This window comes from Liberibacter crescens BT-1 (assembly GCF_000325745.1).
Classification (GTDB): domain Bacteria; phylum Pseudomonadota; class Alphaproteobacteria; order Rhizobiales; family Rhizobiaceae; genus Liberibacter; species Liberibacter crescens.
In genome coordinates this window covers 1,361,883-1,376,039 of record NC_019907.1, presented here as the reverse complement: position 1 = coordinate 1,376,039, position 14,157 = coordinate 1,361,883, and the positions used below count along the sequence as shown (strand labels likewise).

The following is a 14,157-nucleotide window of genomic DNA, read 5'->3' as shown; positions in this document are numbered from 1 at the left end:
TAAGAGGGATTTTTAAGATGCTAATATCTCGAGAAAGTGTTGCAGGGAATCAGAGTAAAAAGAAAACTCAATATAAAATAATAAGCAAAGATGTTTCTGTATATTATGGAGAAAAGCGTGCTTTATTTGACATAACTCTACAAGTTCCAGTGCATTCAGTAACAGCTTTAATAGGGCCTTCAGGTTGTGGGAAGTCTACTTTCTTACGTTGTCTTAATCGTATGAATGAAACAATTGAAGATTGTCGTTTTTCAGGTCATATTACACTGGATGGTAAAGATATTTATGACCCTTCGGTAAATGTTGTAGAGTTGCGTGCTCGTGTTGGTATGGTATTTCAGAAGCCCAATCCATTTCCAAAGTCTATTTATGATAATGTTGCTTATGGGCCACGTATACATGGTTTAGGAAAAAATAAATTAGAAATAGACAATATAGTTGAAACTAGTCTTAAGCAAGCCGGGTTATTTAATGAAGTAAAAGACAGATTGTATGAATATAGTATGAGCCTTTCTGGTGGACAACAGCAACGTCTTTGTATTGCTCGTGCTTTAGCTGTAAGTCCAGAAGTCATTTTGATGGATGAGCCTTGTTCAGCACTTGATCCTATTGCTACAGCTTCTGTTGAAGAGCTAATTCATGAGTTACGTAAAAATTTTACTATTGTAATCGTTACACATTCTATGCAACAAGCTGCTCGTGTATCGCAACGTACAGCTATGTTTCATTTAGGTTATTTAGTAGAGGAAAATGATACAGATAAAATGTTTACTGCTCCTGTAGATCAACGGACTCAAGATTATATTATGGGACGGTTTGGTTAAGCTAAGTTATTTTTCTTAAAGAGGAGAAAATTTTGATGTCATTTCATATTCTTTCTGCTTACGATGAAGAATTAAAATTTCTTGCTCAGCGTATTTCTCAAATGGCTTCTTTTTCTAAAAAAATGTTAGCCTTTTCTGTAAGAGCTCTTGTAGAAGGAGATACTGAGCTGGCACAGAAAGTTATATCTGATGATGTGATTCTAGATCAAGCTGAACGTGAAATTTGTGATAAAGCTATTCTTACAATAGCTAAACGTCAGCCGATGGCAGCGGATTTGCGTGAAATAATTGGCTCTATTAGGATTGCTTCTGATTTGGAGCGTATAGGAGATTTATCAAAAAATACCTCAAAACGTGTCCTCGCTGTACAGATGAGTGGTGTTCCTCGAAAATTAGCTCGCGGTATTGAGCCTTTGTCAGAATTAGCATTAAAGCAGCTTACTGAAATGTTAGATGTTTATACTACTCGTTCTGCTGATGAAGCGCAATTAATACGTAGTCGTGATGGTGAGTTAGATGCTATACATACATCGTTGTTTCGGGAGTTATTAACATATATGATGGAGGATCCACGTAATATTACTCCATGTACGCATTTGTTGTTTTGTGCTAAAAACATTGAACGTATTGGCGATCATGTTACCAACATTGTTGAAACGATATATTATATGGAAACAGGTACTCAGCCTCAAGGAGAACGCCAAAAAGATGATAGTTCTGCAATGATTGTTACAATTTCTAGCCCGTCTTAATTGAATTTTATTGCATCTTATTTTAAAAAATCTCTAATAAGCTTATAATAAAGATTAAATCTATAAGAGCTACGAATAAAACTTTGGCTTTTGTACAAAGCATTAAATGGCTCTAAAGAGAGTTTTTTATTTTAAAATTAACATCCTTCTCCTTAAGAGAGATATTTATAATATCTCTACTTAATAAGAAGTTAGATTATTTTATAATAATTTTTTAAGGAATTTCTGTCTCTGGTGAAGAAGATATGTGTTCGTTTTCAACATAATTTGGAGAATTTTTTTCTAGTTGCGATAACTTGGGTCCACCTTTTGCAACTCCTACCATAGCTGGTCGCAACACACGGTCTCCTATATTGTATCCCTCTTGAACTACTTTTATTACAGTATTGTTTGGTACTGCTTCATTATGTTCTTCGAACATTGCTTGATGAAAATTTGGATCAAATTTCTGTCCTTGTGCTTCTGTTTTACATACACCATGGCTTTCTAATGCTGAAAGCATAGATCGTTTTGTCATTTCTACACCTTCAATCAATGCCTTAAGGCTTGTATCAGATGTTTCTTTTTTATCTACAGGAATAGAATCAAGTGCACGAGAAAGATTATCAGAAACTGTCAACATATCACGAGCAAATGTAGTGATGGCATAAGCTCTAATATCTTTTCTTTCTCTTTCAGTACGACGACGAAAGTTTTCCATTTCTGCAGCAAGCCTCAAGTACTTTTCATGTAACTCTGCAGTTTCGGCTTTAGCTTGTTCTAGTTGATCAACAATACTTATTTCTTCTTGTAAAGAAGCATCAGTAGAAAATTCAGACTCGTTTACGACAGTTTCGTCGTTCATAATAATCTCCAGTTTTTCTTTATCAAACACATAATAAAGATGATATTGATGTTAATAAGTCAAAAATCAAGGGTAAATTAGTGATATATAAAGTGTAGACTCTACATAGAACTTAATTTTATATTAAGCCAATTGCTTTTATTAGGTTACTTGGAGTCAAAGTATTTATTAACATACGTTCATTCAAGATAAATAATTTCCTAAACACAGTAATCTGATTTCAATTTTTAAAGATAACTTCTTCAGAGACGTAGCTTATTTAAAACTATTGTATTATTTATAAGTTGTAATGTCTATAAGGGTTTAGGTGAGCTATACTTTTGTTTTTCAGGAAGTACATATTTTAGTGGCAATTCAGTAGTAAATTTTATTTTTTCTATAGCAAAAAGTGAAGAAATGGAACGAACTTCAACTTTTGAGATAAGTTTCTTATTAAAAGAATCGTAAGCTTCTATATCAGGAATAACCACACGTAATAGGTAATCCACGTCACCGCTCATACGATAAAATTCAACAACTTCAGGAAATTCTATGATTATCTGAGAGAATTTTTTTAACCATTCTATAGAATGGCTTTCTATAGAAATAAAGACAAAAACAGTAACATTTGTATTGATTTTTTCTGGATTTAAAAGAGTTATCCGATTTAGAATAATACCTTCTTCTTCCATTTTTTGAATACGTCGCCAACAAGGTGTAGTAGAGAGACCTACTTTTTTTGCAAGATCGGCGATAGCAAGTGTAGCGTCTGCCTGAATCAGGCGCAAGATTCTAAGGTCAAGACAATCCATTCAAGCGATTCCTTCTGTAAGAGCTGTTTTTTCTATCAGGATACTTTTTTTTATTAAATTCATGATTTTATGAGAATTTCTAATTTTTTAGTATTTCTTGTTCAAGCTTTGAATTTTAATTTAATTGTTGAATATTGCGTCAGATTGGATAAGACAAAAATATATTGATATTTTGGTTTAATTTTTTAACTTTTAAAGTTAATAAGAATGTTTTTGCTAGAATAAAAATTCATAAATGATATATTCGATGTCGAAAGAAGTGTGTCATCTTAAGTATTGCTTTTTTGGGGAGGTCGTGGCTAACTGTGTATGTTAATAAAAGAGAAATAATAATGACAGGGATCTTAATTTTTTGAGCTCTTCTATAAAAAATCTATCTAAAACTTAATCTTTTTATACTAACATCATATATAAATGATGATTTTATTGATGAAAACAATTTTTAGCCTTAAGTTTATTTTAAATATATTGTTTGTAAGGTAATTTTTAAAGATATCACGCTAAGTAAATATTTTTAGACACTAGCATTAAAACTGATAAGATTAGAATAAATTGATTGATCAAAAAGTAATCGTATGACGGCAACTCATCGTGTTATAATGGCTGTTAGAGAGCGATTGAGGACAGGTCGTCCGCATACGATTGATTTTGATCGAGAAGTCATCAATATGCATGTGGAAGCATTATTCCATGTATGTCCAATCCTGCCATTATTTGTTTTACTTGTAGCAAATTTAGGAACATGGTTTACACAGAATCCTATGTTACCGATTTGGTCTCTTGTAACATTAGCCGTATATGCTGTTAATTTATCTGTAGGTCAATGGATTGTTCGAAATGATATTAACCTAGAAAAAGTTGGGATATGGCGTATACGACTTCTCATTGGTCAAGTGGCTATTGGGTTTTGTTGGATGTTTTTGTCTCTTATTGAGCCAGGTTCTTGGACTCCTGAAGATCTTATTTTATATAAAAGTGCTACTCTTTTGATTGCTTTATCAATAAGCGCTTTGTCCAATTTTATGTTGCCATATGCAGTTTTGTTGTCATTTATACCTGTAGTGATTACTTTAAGTATTCAGGCAGCTGTAAGTAGACACATTCTTGATATTAGCTTGGCAGGTATGTTCACAACAGCTTTGGGATTTTTTACATATATCACCTATCAACTTTACAAGTCTAATATTAAAATTCTTTCATATCAATCTGAAAAGGATTATCTAATTGCTGAACTAGAGGTTGCAAAGTCTTTATCTGATGAAACGCGTCGACGTGCTGAGGAGGCAAATTTGGCAAAGTCACGATTCCTTGCTTCAATGTCGCACGAACTTCGAACGCCACTTAATGCTATCTTGGGGTTCTCAGAAGTTATAGAAACAGAGGCAATGGGACCAATTAATCATCCAATTTATAAAGAATATATTGGTGATATTCATCGTTCTGGACAGCATCTTCTTAATTTAATTAATGAGATATTAGATCTTTCACGTATTGAAGCAGGACGGTATGAGTTAAATGAATCAGCTGTATCTCTTGTTGAAATTGTAAGTGATTGTGTTGTTATGTTGCAGCTACGTGCGAAAGGCAAAAATATTAAAATAGTACAACAGGTTGAAAAATCTCTTCCTTTTGTATGGGTTGATGAAAAGGGGATGAGACAAGTGATTCTCAATCTTCTTTCTAATGCAGTAAAATTTACTCCTTCTGGAGGGATTGTTTTTGTAAAAGTAGGTTGGACGACAGGAAAAGGACAATATATCTCTATTAAGGATAATGGTCCTGGAATACCTGAAGAGGAAATACCAGTTGTTTTGTCAGCTTTTGGTCAGGGCTCAATAGCTATTAAAAGTGCTGAGCAAGGTGCTGGTCTTGGATTGCCTATTGTGCAGTCCATTTTGGCTCACCACAATGGACAATTTCGTATTAAATCGAAGTTGCGTGAAGGAGCAGAAGTTATTGCAATTTTGCCTGCAACTCGTGTCTTACAGGCAGTTGCTACCGTCGAAAAACCTGCCAAAGTTAATAGCCGCTATAATTAATAGATTTGAACATGATAATAGTATTGTCTACGTATAGCTCTTAAATTTTTACTGCAACACCAACAAGATAAAGAACATTGGCCAAGATAATTAGGAAACATGCAAAGGATCCTAAGTCCTTGGCGTTTTTCCCTACGATAGATCTCTCAGGAGAGAGATGATCTATTATTTCTTCAATAGCAGTATTAATTGCTTCTACAGCAAAAAGAGCTAATGCTAGAATTGTAAAAAATAGATAATTTTTAAATGTTCCAGAATTAAAAATGATGAATATGATACCAGCAGCATATCCAAGGATTTCGTCTTTAAAAGCCTTTTCCTTTAAAAGTCTTAAAAAACCTTGTTGTGAATGAATTAACGCTGATATAACATGAAAATGATATTTATTCATAATATATAGTTTCCCCATGATTTTGAAAATTCTGTGTTTGATGAATTCTTATAGTAATTAGTTTCGTCTTTTGAAAAAGTAGACATACCTGAATGACAAGCAGCAGCAGCTTTGACTATTCCAGCGGCAAGAGCTGCTCCTGTTCCTTCTCCGAGGCACATTTCTAAACTTAACAGTGGTGTTTTCCCTAGAAATGTCGTTGCTAGCAGATGTCCAGGTTCTTTTGATAAATGCCCCAAAAGGCAATGATCAAGAGCACTAGGATTAATGGCCTTAAGAATTGAAGCTGCAGCAGTAGAAGCATAGCCATCAATAATTACAGGAATTCTTTGTATTCGTGCAGCTAAGATTGCACCAGCCATTGCGGCTATTTCTCTGCCTCCAAGTCGACGCATTAATTCAAAGGGATCAGAAAGATGATTACGGTGGAATGCTACGGCTTTTTTAACAATTTCTAATTTACAATTTAGTATTTCTTTATTTGATTCACTTGAAGCTCCAATCCAATCTTCAACAGAACCTCCATAGAGGGCATAGTTAATTGCTGCAGCAATTGTTGTATTTCCAATACCTACTTCGCCAATACATAAAAGGTCTGTTTGTCCAGCAACAGATTCCATTCCAAAGGCCATGGTTGCAGCGCAATCACGTTCTGATAAAGCTGCATTTTCAGTTATATCATCTGTTGGGTAATCAAGCGCAAGATCAAAAACTTTCAGACCTAAATCATATGCCATGCAGATTTGATTAATAGCCGCTCCTCCAGAGGAAAAATTCTTAACCATTTTTTGTGTAGCTATTGTAGGTAATGGTGTAATCCCATGACGAGAGATACCATGGTTACCAGCAAAGATAGCTACTAGTGGACGATTCACTGCTGGAGGTCGTCCTGTCCAGGCAGCAAGCCACATAGCGATAGTTTCAATGCGACCTAATGATCCTTGAGGTTTTTTCAGGTTTTGATTATTTTTTTGTGCATGTGCAGCTATTTCCTGATTTGGTCCTGGGAGATTCATCATCAGTGTGCGAAAATCATCGAAAGGCAAGCTTTTCATATTCATTATAATGAATCTTCCTTACTTAGCTTTTGGTGAATGACAAGGAGTTTTAATTAAAATTTCACCACATAAGGTTACCACATCAAAGTAGCTTTATTGAGCTACAATCTTGTTTTATTCAATTCATTATAAATTCCTAATTAAGGGTTTTAATATTGCAAGCTTCTTACAATAAGTTTGAAAGTATTAAATATATAAGTATAGGTAAAAAAGAAGGGGAACTTCAACAAGAAAATTTTTTAAAAAAATTTTCAATTTTTATTTTTGTGAGAATAAACTGTTTTTGCAATAAATTCTAATAAAGATTTTTTTGAACAGTGATTCTTTTAATTAGGATTGCTTACAATAACTCAAGGATATTTTTTTAAAGTAAACAATAAATTACAGTAATAGGATTGCGTTTTTATTATAAAGTATAAAATGTATCTTGTTATAAGATGTAATATTTTTCGAATTTTTAAAAATAAGTGAAGAATAAAAGTAGAAAATATAATTTTCTTATAAAATTAAGATACTAATTAGCATCTTTTTTTTGTATGATTTGATTTTAATCATTAACTGTAATAGTAAATTAGAGCTGGAAGTATTTGAAATGTCGTCTTCCTTGAGGGTAACGGCAATAACTTTTTTGGTTTTGGGATTGAGTTCGCATCCTACGGGGGATTTGTTTTTTAAAAATACGTCCATTGATTGTTTTTTTGCTGTTACAAAGCTCTTTCCTGAAAAAGGGCGGCAGCTTTTATCTGCTGAATCTTATGGAGAAACCTGTATAATTACCATGCTTATACAGGATATAGGCAAGAGACCGCGTAAATTAACTATAAAAGTTCCTATTAATAAAGTTAAGAGATAGTATCTATGCGTATCTTAGTCATTGAAGATGATGTTAACCTTAATAGACAGCTGGCAGGTGCCCTTAAAGGGGCTGGTTATGTTGTTGATCAGGCTTTCGATGGTGAAGAAGGACATTTTTTAGGAGAGAATGAACCGTATGATGCTATTGTCTTGGATATTGGATTACCAATGATGGATGGTGTTCATATAATAGAAAAATGGAGAGCAGCTCATAAAACTATGCCTGTTATGATTCTCACAGCTCGAGATCGCTGGAGTGATAAGGTGGCAGGTATAGATGCTGGTGCAGATGATTATATGACAAAGCCTGTCTATATGGAAGAATTCTTGGCACGAATTCGTGCGCTTATAAGGCGTGCTGCTGGACATGCTTCATCAGAAATTATTTGTGGTCCTGTATGTCTGGATACAAAGTCATCCCGTGTATTGGTAAATGGACAGATGTTGAAGTTAACATCACATGAGTTTCGTCTTCTTTCGTATCTTATACATCATATGGGAAAGGTTATATCTCGTACTGAACTTATAAATCACCTTTATGATCAAGATTTTGATCGCGATTCTAATACCATAGAAGTTTTCATAGGTCGATTAAGAAAAAAGATGGGAGTTGATGTAATTGAAACTGTGCGTGGTCTAGGCTATCGTATAAAAGATTTAGGAAATGCGCATTAAATCTTTAACAGTCCGTGTTTTGCTGGCTACTACATTATGGTCTGCTGTTGCTTTAATTGTTATAGGAGTGGTTATATCTGCTATATATCGACAAAGCGTTGAGCGTAGCTTTCAGAACTTATTACGTGCTCTTCTGCATAATGTTATTAATTCAGTTGTTATTGGTGTTGATGGTAAGCTTTCAGGGAGTGCGCAGCTTTCTGATTTACGGTTTTCACAGCCGAGAACAGGTTGGTATTGGATAGTTGACCCTTTGGGGAAGCTGTATACAGATCCTTTGGTATCTCCATCTTTAGGGAGGTCATTTATTCCTATAGTACCACTTTCAGAAGTTCCCTTTGATAGCAATTACGAGAGATTTTATTCTGTAAAAGATGAATTTGGCAATATGATACAGGTTGCTGAAACTGAAATTGTGCTAGATATAGATGGACGCGCTGCACGATTTCGAGTCAGTGGTAATCTGGACACAGTTGAACAAGATGTCAAAGCTTTTTCTCAGAGCTTATATTTATCTCTTGGAGTTTTTGGAGTTGGCAGTTTGTTGGTAAATGCGATGGCTATCCTTTATGGGCTTAAGCCGCTTGATAAAACTCGAACGGCCTTAGAAGATATCAGGGTTGGTGATGCAAAACGTTTGGAAGGAGATTTCCCACGTGAAATCTTGCCTTTGGTGAATAGTGTTAATGCATTAATCGAAAGCAATCAACGTATAGTCGAACGTGCTCGTGTACAGGTTGGAAACCTTGCGCATTCATTAAAAACACCGATTGCTGTATTGCTTAATGAAGCGAATCTATTAGATGGACAGCAGGCTGATTTATTACGAAATCAAGCAGAAGCTATGCAGGCTCAAGTGCAGGTTTATCTTAATCGTGCTCGCATTGCCGCTCGACGTGAATCAATACTTGTACGTACTGATGCTGAAGAAGTGCTACAAAGGTTAGTACGTGTAGTAGGTCGTTTAAACCCTGAGAAAAAAATTCATCTTGATGTTGGTTCCTGTTGTACTATAGCAATGGAGCAGCAGGATTTTGAAGAAGTTATCGGCAATCTTCTTGAAAATGCTGCTCGGCATTCTGAAAATTTTGTGAGGATTCATGTAGAATTGGTTTTGCAAGAAGCATCTGGTTCTGATAACTCAAAGCAAGCCTTGATAAAAGTTGTAATTGATGATGATGGCCAAGGACTGAAAGAAGATCAGATGAAAGAAGCTATAAAGAGAGGAAGTCGTTTAGATGAGAGCAAACCTGGAGCAGGTCTTGGGCTTTCTATTGTAAGCGATATAATTTTAGAATACAAGGGAACTTTTGAATTATCGCGTTCTGACCTTGGTGGTCTTTGCGCATCCGTTGTCCTTCCAGGAAGAGATAGAGATATAGTATAGATTTTAATAAAATTATAGACTTCTTTTAAAAAGATGTCATAATAGATTTATGGTATAACATCTGTTTTATAATCGTTAATGTTATGAAAAAAGCTTGGTATTTGTTTTTTTAAGTTTTGTTTCTTCTATTTTTATAACTTCCTGTGTTTTTAGAGTACCAGAATCTAATATTTCTGAGCAATCAAATAATTATCTCCGGGCTTTGCGTGGCGGTATATTTGGACGTAGCGGCATTGAAGTTAGTGAGCGGGATCGTAAAAAAGCGTTGATTGCTGAGTATAATGCACTTGAATCTTCTCCTAATGGAAAAGTAGTACCTTGGTCAGGGCGTAATATTTCAGGGCAGGTCATAGCTTTTTCTCCATATCAAGTTGGTTCTGAGAATTGTCGGCAATATATACATAAAATATTTCTTTCTGATGCGCAGGTAGATATAAATGGTGCTGCTTGTCGTAGTCGTAATGGTATTTGGACTCCATTATTCTAAGATTTTATAACTGAAACCTATTTATAATTAATAAAAAGTTAGTTTTTTGTAATTTTCGTAGATGCAAATATACATTGCAACAGCAATCAAAATATAGTTTATATTTAACAATGCAAGATTTATGAAAATTATGTGTTTTGGTTTAAAGAAGTGTAATAATTTGAGCATATTTTATATCTACAATTATTATATAGTATGTCAAAATACCGTGTATGATTTAGAGATTCAATTTCCAATTAGATTTTTTAATGAGCAGGTATATAGAAAACCTATTAAAAGTGGAGATGCAAATTCAGAAATTATTTTATGAATAAATATCAGGTTGAAGAAGGTTTATATTGTTAAATACGAGATATGCAATATCTTTTATTGTGTTGTTAGCTTTATGAATTGATGTTTTAATTTTTAAGTTAGAGTGTCACTTTCATGAATTATAAATTGTTAAACTGATATAATCGGAGTCAAGGAAAAAATCGTAATCCTATAGCATGGCAGAAATTTCTTTAAAAAAAGAAGTTTCTATAGTAAGGTGTTTCTTAGATTTATATCTTATGGTTGAAGAAGAGTAATGAATATGTTCAAGATAAAGAACCAATTTATGAGTTCGAAGTTTTTTTTAAATTTTTATCAATAGCTTTGTTGGCTATGGTAGTTTCAGTTTCTGGTTGGCCGATTAAAATAGCTGATTCTTTTGCATTACCAGTAATAAGTGGACCTCAAATTCCAAGCTTTGCGCCTGTTGTTGATGCTGTATACTCTTCTGTTGTTTCTGTACGTGTTCAGTCAAAATTAAGCCCTGTTTCAGATAAAGAAATGGAATTATTCGATTTTTATGGTTTTGATGATTTACCTGATGATCACCCTTTGAGCAGGTTTTTTCGTGATTTTGGGTTAAGAAAAAAAACAGAAAAAAAATCTAAAAACGCTCCTCTACGTCCTATTGCACAAGGCTCAGGATTTTTCGTTTCAGAAGATGGTTATATTGTAACGAATAATCATGTTATAGCTGATGGATCTAGTTTTATTATTGTCCTTAACGATGGAACAGAGCTTCCTGCAAAACTTGTTGGGAAAGATACGCGTACTGATTTAGCTGTCTTAAAAGTGAATGATAAACGAAAGTTTGTTTATGCCGAATTCGGAGATGATAATGTTCGCGTTGGAGATTGGGTATTAGCAGTTGGTAACCCTTTTGGTCTTGGTGGAACAGTTACTGCAGGTATTGTTTCAAATCGTAGTCGCCATATTGGTTCAGGAATTTATGATGATTATATTCAAATTGATGCAGCAGTAAATCGAGGTAATTCTGGTGGTCCTACTTTTAACCTAAAAGGCCAAGTGATAGGTGTTAATACAGCTATAGTAAGTAATTCAGGGGGTACTAATCTTGGTATTGCATTTGCTATTCCAGCCTCTACCGCTAAAGAAGTTGTTTCTGTGCTCATTAAAAAAGGCAAAATTGATCGTGGTTGGCTTGGGGTACATATTCAAAATGTAACGAAAGAAATAGCAGAATCTCTTGGTTTTGCAGAACAAAAGGGTGTATTTATTGCTGGTGTTGAGAAAGATTCTCCGGCAGGTAAGTATGGGATAAAAGAAGGGGATATTATCTCTGCAATTGAAAATGTTCCAGTGAAGGATGTACGTGATCTTGCATTGCGTGTTGCATCTTTACCTCCAGGCAAAAAAGTTGAACTCACTGTTTGGCATGCAGGTCAGGAGAAGAAGTCTGTATTTGTAAAATTAGGAACATTTCCAACAGATCCTGAAAAGGAAATTAAGTCTACAAAAGAAGAAGAAGATAAAGGCGAAGGACGTGAAATATCAGGATTAGGTATAAAAGTTATTTCTGATAATAGTGCTTCAGGCGGTTTATCTATTACTTCTGTAGACGAGAATTCTGAAGCTGCTGAGAAAGGTATTAAGGAGGGTATGAGAATTATCTCTGTTAATAACTCTAAAGTTTCTTCGGTAGAAGATATTGAAAAGATATTGAATTTATCGAGAAAGAAAGGTCGTAAGAATGCTTTATTCCAAATTGAGTTTAAAAATGGAAGTAATTTTATTCCACTGAAGATTATTAAAGAGTAACTTTAAAGCTTTTTAAAACCACACATCTTAAAACCACACATCAAGTTATGGATGTGTGGTTTTTATTTTTTGATATTACTTAATCACTTAATTGATTAAGTATTTTTATATAATCTATATATATTTTTAAAAATTTTCCCTTGGACTGTTTAAAAGCTGATTTATTAACAAATTCGTTACTTCGGTTATTTGTAACGTCTGTTATTTTTTAATGAATATATAGACTGGAATATGATGATTATTAGGGGAGGTGACATGAAGACGCAAGTATGACTTTGGCTGAGATAGTCTCCAACTTCGTGAGCTATGTGCTAACCAAGCGTTTATCAGTTCTCTGGTCAGTAATTTTAATTTCTGTTTTTGTTTCATAACAGAAAGAAATATTATCATTTCCTGAAGAACATGGATAAATGGTTTTAGAAGCTTTGTTTTTTATTTTTTCTATAATCAGCATATTTTGAAATATGTGGTTTAAGAGCCATGTACGATAGTCCCAGTACACAATAAAAAATCGGGGAAATAGGTTTTTTTAGATTACAAAAAGATCATGAAAGGAGAGTAAACAGTAAGTTTTTTATTGTGTATTGCCGCTAACCCAACAGCTTATTTTTCTTTTCTTAAGCGCATTACAAGAATTAAGTGCGGATTTTTGATTTTTAAATCCTTTAAATCGTGCACGATAAATTTCTTTTTTTCCATCAGAAATAGCTGAAGTAAAAGGTATAGCAGAAAGCAATGTTTTCCCTCCCTTGGCTTGAACTGATTGAAGTAAATCCATAGCTTCTTTTTTATTTGAAGCTATTCCAATTTGGATAATCCATTTTGAAGATGATATGTCATAATTTTCATTGATGATGTTACTAATAGTTTTTTCTGCTGAATTATTATAAAGTTCTGGTGCATATGCAGGAATTGGAATATCCGAAATATCAGCTAAAATAGCGTTTTCTGTATTTGTAGGAGCTTCGTACAGTTTTTCTTTAAAATTCTTAGAATCCGCTATTTGTATTGATTTTTCTTTGTTCCTCATTTTAGGGATAGGGACGTTTGTTGGTTGTGCTATGAATTCTTGTTTTGTCAACATTTTTTTTGTATTTGCAGAAGCAACAGATTTAGAGCTTCTCAAGGTATTATTGTCTTCTTTATATGCTTTAGGGAGATATGTGGTAATAAGCTCAAGCATTTTTTGATCTCGTTCTTTACTTGACTTCTTACCCATAACTGCTGCAACAATTGATCGACCGTCTGCTTCAATAGAAGATACTACATTAAAGCCTGAATCTTTAGTATACCCAGTTTTTATTCCGTCTATACCAGGTAATTGTCCGATTAAATGATTATGATTGGGGATCACTTGATTTTTATAGTGGAAATTATGGGTAGAGAAATAACGATAATACTGAGGAAATCGTTTGCGAAGAACTATTCCAAGACGTGTTTGATCGTGAGATGTTGTAACTTGATCTTTATCAGGTAGTCCATTCGCATTTTTATAGACAGTTTTTTTCATTCCAATTTTTCTAGCTTTAGCTGTCATTATTTTAGCGAATTTTTTTTCTGATTTTCCTAAAAATTCTCCAAAAGCTGTAGCAACGTCATTAGCAGAACGTGTAATGAGAGCTAGAATACCTTCCTGTACAGTAAAGGTAGATCCTGCTTTTAATCCTAGTTTTGAAGGTGGCTCTGAGGCTGCTTTTGCAGATACTGGAATCTTTGTATTGAGATTTAAGCGTTTTTCTTCTAAAGCCTCAAAAATTATATAAAGAGTCATCATTTTTGTTAGAGATGCTGGATATCGCAAACTATCTCCCTCAAAACTGTAAAGAACATTCCCATTTTTAGCATCAATAACGATACTAGAATATTGTGGGCTTGCAAAAGATGTTGATGTTAAACTAATTAACAAAAAACTTCCTGAAAAGAAAAAGCTTAAAAATGCATTTATAAAATAGTTTTTTAAGGA

13 protein-coding genes are annotated in these 14,157 nt (G+C 33.9%); 8 read left to right on the top strand and 5 right to left on the bottom strand.

The features are described from left to right. The first annotated feature begins 17 nt into the window (after positions 1 to 17). Both pstB and phoU read left to right on the top strand, forming a co-directional pair. On the top strand, positions 18 to 824 hold the full coding sequence (gene pstB, locus B488_RS06135; protein WP_015273678.1) for a phosphate ABC transporter ATP-binding protein PstB: 807 nt from the start codon (positions 18 to 20) through the stop codon (positions 822 to 824). Between the two features lie 32 nt (positions 825 to 856). Further along, positions 857 to 1,576 carry a phosphate signaling complex protein PhoU gene (phoU, locus tag B488_RS06130; RefSeq protein WP_041770807.1) on the top strand — a complete coding sequence of 240 codons (720 nt, stop codon included), beginning with the start codon at positions 857 to 859 and terminating at the stop codon, positions 1,574 to 1,576. Between the two features lie 214 nt (positions 1,577 to 1,790). Here the strand turns inward: phoU and grpE are convergent, their stop codons facing one another. Further along, entirely contained in the window at positions 1,791 to 2,420 is a 630-nt protein-coding gene (grpE, locus tag B488_RS06125) for a nucleotide exchange factor GrpE (protein WP_015273676.1), read from the bottom strand. Positions 2,421 to 2,713: 293 nt separating this feature from the next. Next, positions 2,714 to 3,211 carry an Lrp/AsnC family transcriptional regulator gene (locus B488_RS06120; RefSeq protein WP_015273675.1) on the bottom strand — a complete coding sequence of 166 codons (498 nt, stop codon included), beginning with the start codon at positions 3,209 to 3,211 and terminating at the stop codon, positions 2,714 to 2,716. Positions 3,212 to 3,786: 575 nt separating this feature from the next. On the opposite strand from B488_RS06120, the gene B488_RS06115 reads away from it, so the two are divergent. After that, positions 3,787 to 5,250, top strand: coding sequence for a sensor histidine kinase (locus B488_RS06115; protein ID WP_015273674.1), 1,464 nt, complete (start codon positions 3,787 to 3,789; stop codon positions 5,248 to 5,250). Between the two features lie 40 nt (positions 5,251 to 5,290). On the opposite strand, the gene B488_RS06110 is transcribed toward B488_RS06115, so the two are convergent. After that, positions 5,291 to 5,641: a diacylglycerol kinase gene (locus B488_RS06110; protein ID WP_015273673.1), complete on the bottom strand. Its 351-nt coding sequence runs from the start codon at positions 5,639 to 5,641 to the stop codon at positions 5,291 to 5,293. Beyond that, the gene (gene cobT, locus B488_RS06105; protein WP_015273672.1) at positions 5,638 to 6,702 is read right to left on the bottom strand and encodes a nicotinate-nucleotide--dimethylbenzimidazole phosphoribosyltransferase; all 1,065 of its coding nucleotides are present in this window, start codon (positions 6,700 to 6,702) and stop codon (positions 5,638 to 5,640) included. The genes B488_RS06110 and cobT overlap by 4 nt, the downstream gene beginning before the upstream one ends. A 529-nt stretch (positions 6,703 to 7,231) precedes the next feature. Between cobT and B488_RS06100 the strand changes: the two genes are divergently transcribed. The 5 genes from B488_RS06100 (at position 7,232) to B488_RS06080 (ending at position 12,194) form a co-directional block, all read left to right on the top strand. Next, positions 7,232 to 7,552 (top strand): hypothetical protein, encoded by a 321-nt coding sequence (locus tag B488_RS06100; RefSeq protein ID WP_144049217.1) that lies wholly within the window; start codon positions 7,232 to 7,234, stop codon positions 7,550 to 7,552. Positions 7,553 to 7,557: 5 nt separating this feature from the next. Continuing rightward, the gene (locus tag B488_RS06095) at positions 7,558 to 8,229 is read left to right on the top strand and encodes a winged helix-turn-helix domain-containing protein (protein ID WP_015273669.1); all 672 of its coding nucleotides are present in this window, start codon (positions 7,558 to 7,560) and stop codon (positions 8,227 to 8,229) included. Further along, the gene (locus B488_RS06090; protein WP_015273668.1) at positions 8,219 to 9,616 is read left to right on the top strand and encodes an ATP-binding protein; all 1,398 of its coding nucleotides are present in this window, start codon (positions 8,219 to 8,221) and stop codon (positions 9,614 to 9,616) included. Before B488_RS06095 ends, B488_RS06090 begins: the two co-directional genes overlap by 11 nt. A 94-nt stretch (positions 9,617 to 9,710) precedes the next feature. Then, positions 9,711 to 10,103, top strand: coding sequence for a hypothetical protein (locus B488_RS06085; protein ID WP_015273667.1), 393 nt, complete (start codon positions 9,711 to 9,713; stop codon positions 10,101 to 10,103). A gap of 645 nt (positions 10,104 to 10,748) precedes the next feature. Further along, positions 10,749 to 12,194, top strand: coding sequence for a Do family serine endopeptidase (locus tag B488_RS06080; RefSeq protein ID WP_081583189.1), 1,446 nt, complete (start codon positions 10,749 to 10,751; stop codon positions 12,192 to 12,194). 574 nt (positions 12,195 to 12,768) lie between these two features. On the opposite strand, the gene B488_RS06075 is transcribed toward B488_RS06080, so the two are convergent. Beyond that, complete coding sequence (locus B488_RS06075) at positions 12,769 to 14,100, bottom strand: D-alanyl-D-alanine carboxypeptidase (RefSeq protein ID WP_051012132.1); 1,332 nt, start codon at positions 14,098 to 14,100, stop codon at positions 12,769 to 12,771. Between the last annotated feature and the right edge of the window lie 57 nt (positions 14,101 to 14,157).

Excerpts from the sequence above, each read along its gene's own strand:
- pstB (WP_015273678.1), top strand. The coding sequence starts at position 18 with ATGCTAATATCTCGAGAAAGTGTTGCAGGGAATCAGAGTAAAAAGAAA.
- grpE (WP_015273676.1), bottom strand. The coding sequence starts at position 2,420 with ATGAACGACGAAACTGTCGTAAACGAGTCTGAATTTTCTACTGATGCT.
- B488_RS06120 (WP_015273675.1), bottom strand. The coding sequence starts at position 3,211 with ATGGATTGTCTTGACCTTAGAATCTTGCGCCTGATTCAGGCAGACGCT.
- B488_RS06115 (WP_015273674.1), top strand. The coding sequence starts at position 3,787 with ATGACGGCAACTCATCGTGTTATAATGGCTGTTAGAGAGCGATTGAGG.
- B488_RS06110 (WP_015273673.1), bottom strand. The coding sequence starts at position 5,641 with ATGAATAAATATCATTTTCATGTTATATCAGCGTTAATTCATTCACAA.
- cobT (WP_015273672.1), bottom strand. The coding sequence starts at position 6,702 with ATGAATATGAAAAGCTTGCCTTTCGATGATTTTCGCACACTGATGATG.
- B488_RS06095 (WP_015273669.1), top strand. The coding sequence starts at position 7,558 with ATGCGTATCTTAGTCATTGAAGATGATGTTAACCTTAATAGACAGCTG.
- B488_RS06090 (WP_015273668.1), top strand. The coding sequence starts at position 8,219 with ATGCGCATTAAATCTTTAACAGTCCGTGTTTTGCTGGCTACTACATTA.
- B488_RS06080 (WP_081583189.1), top strand. The coding sequence starts at position 10,749 with ATGGTAGTTTCAGTTTCTGGTTGGCCGATTAAAATAGCTGATTCTTTT.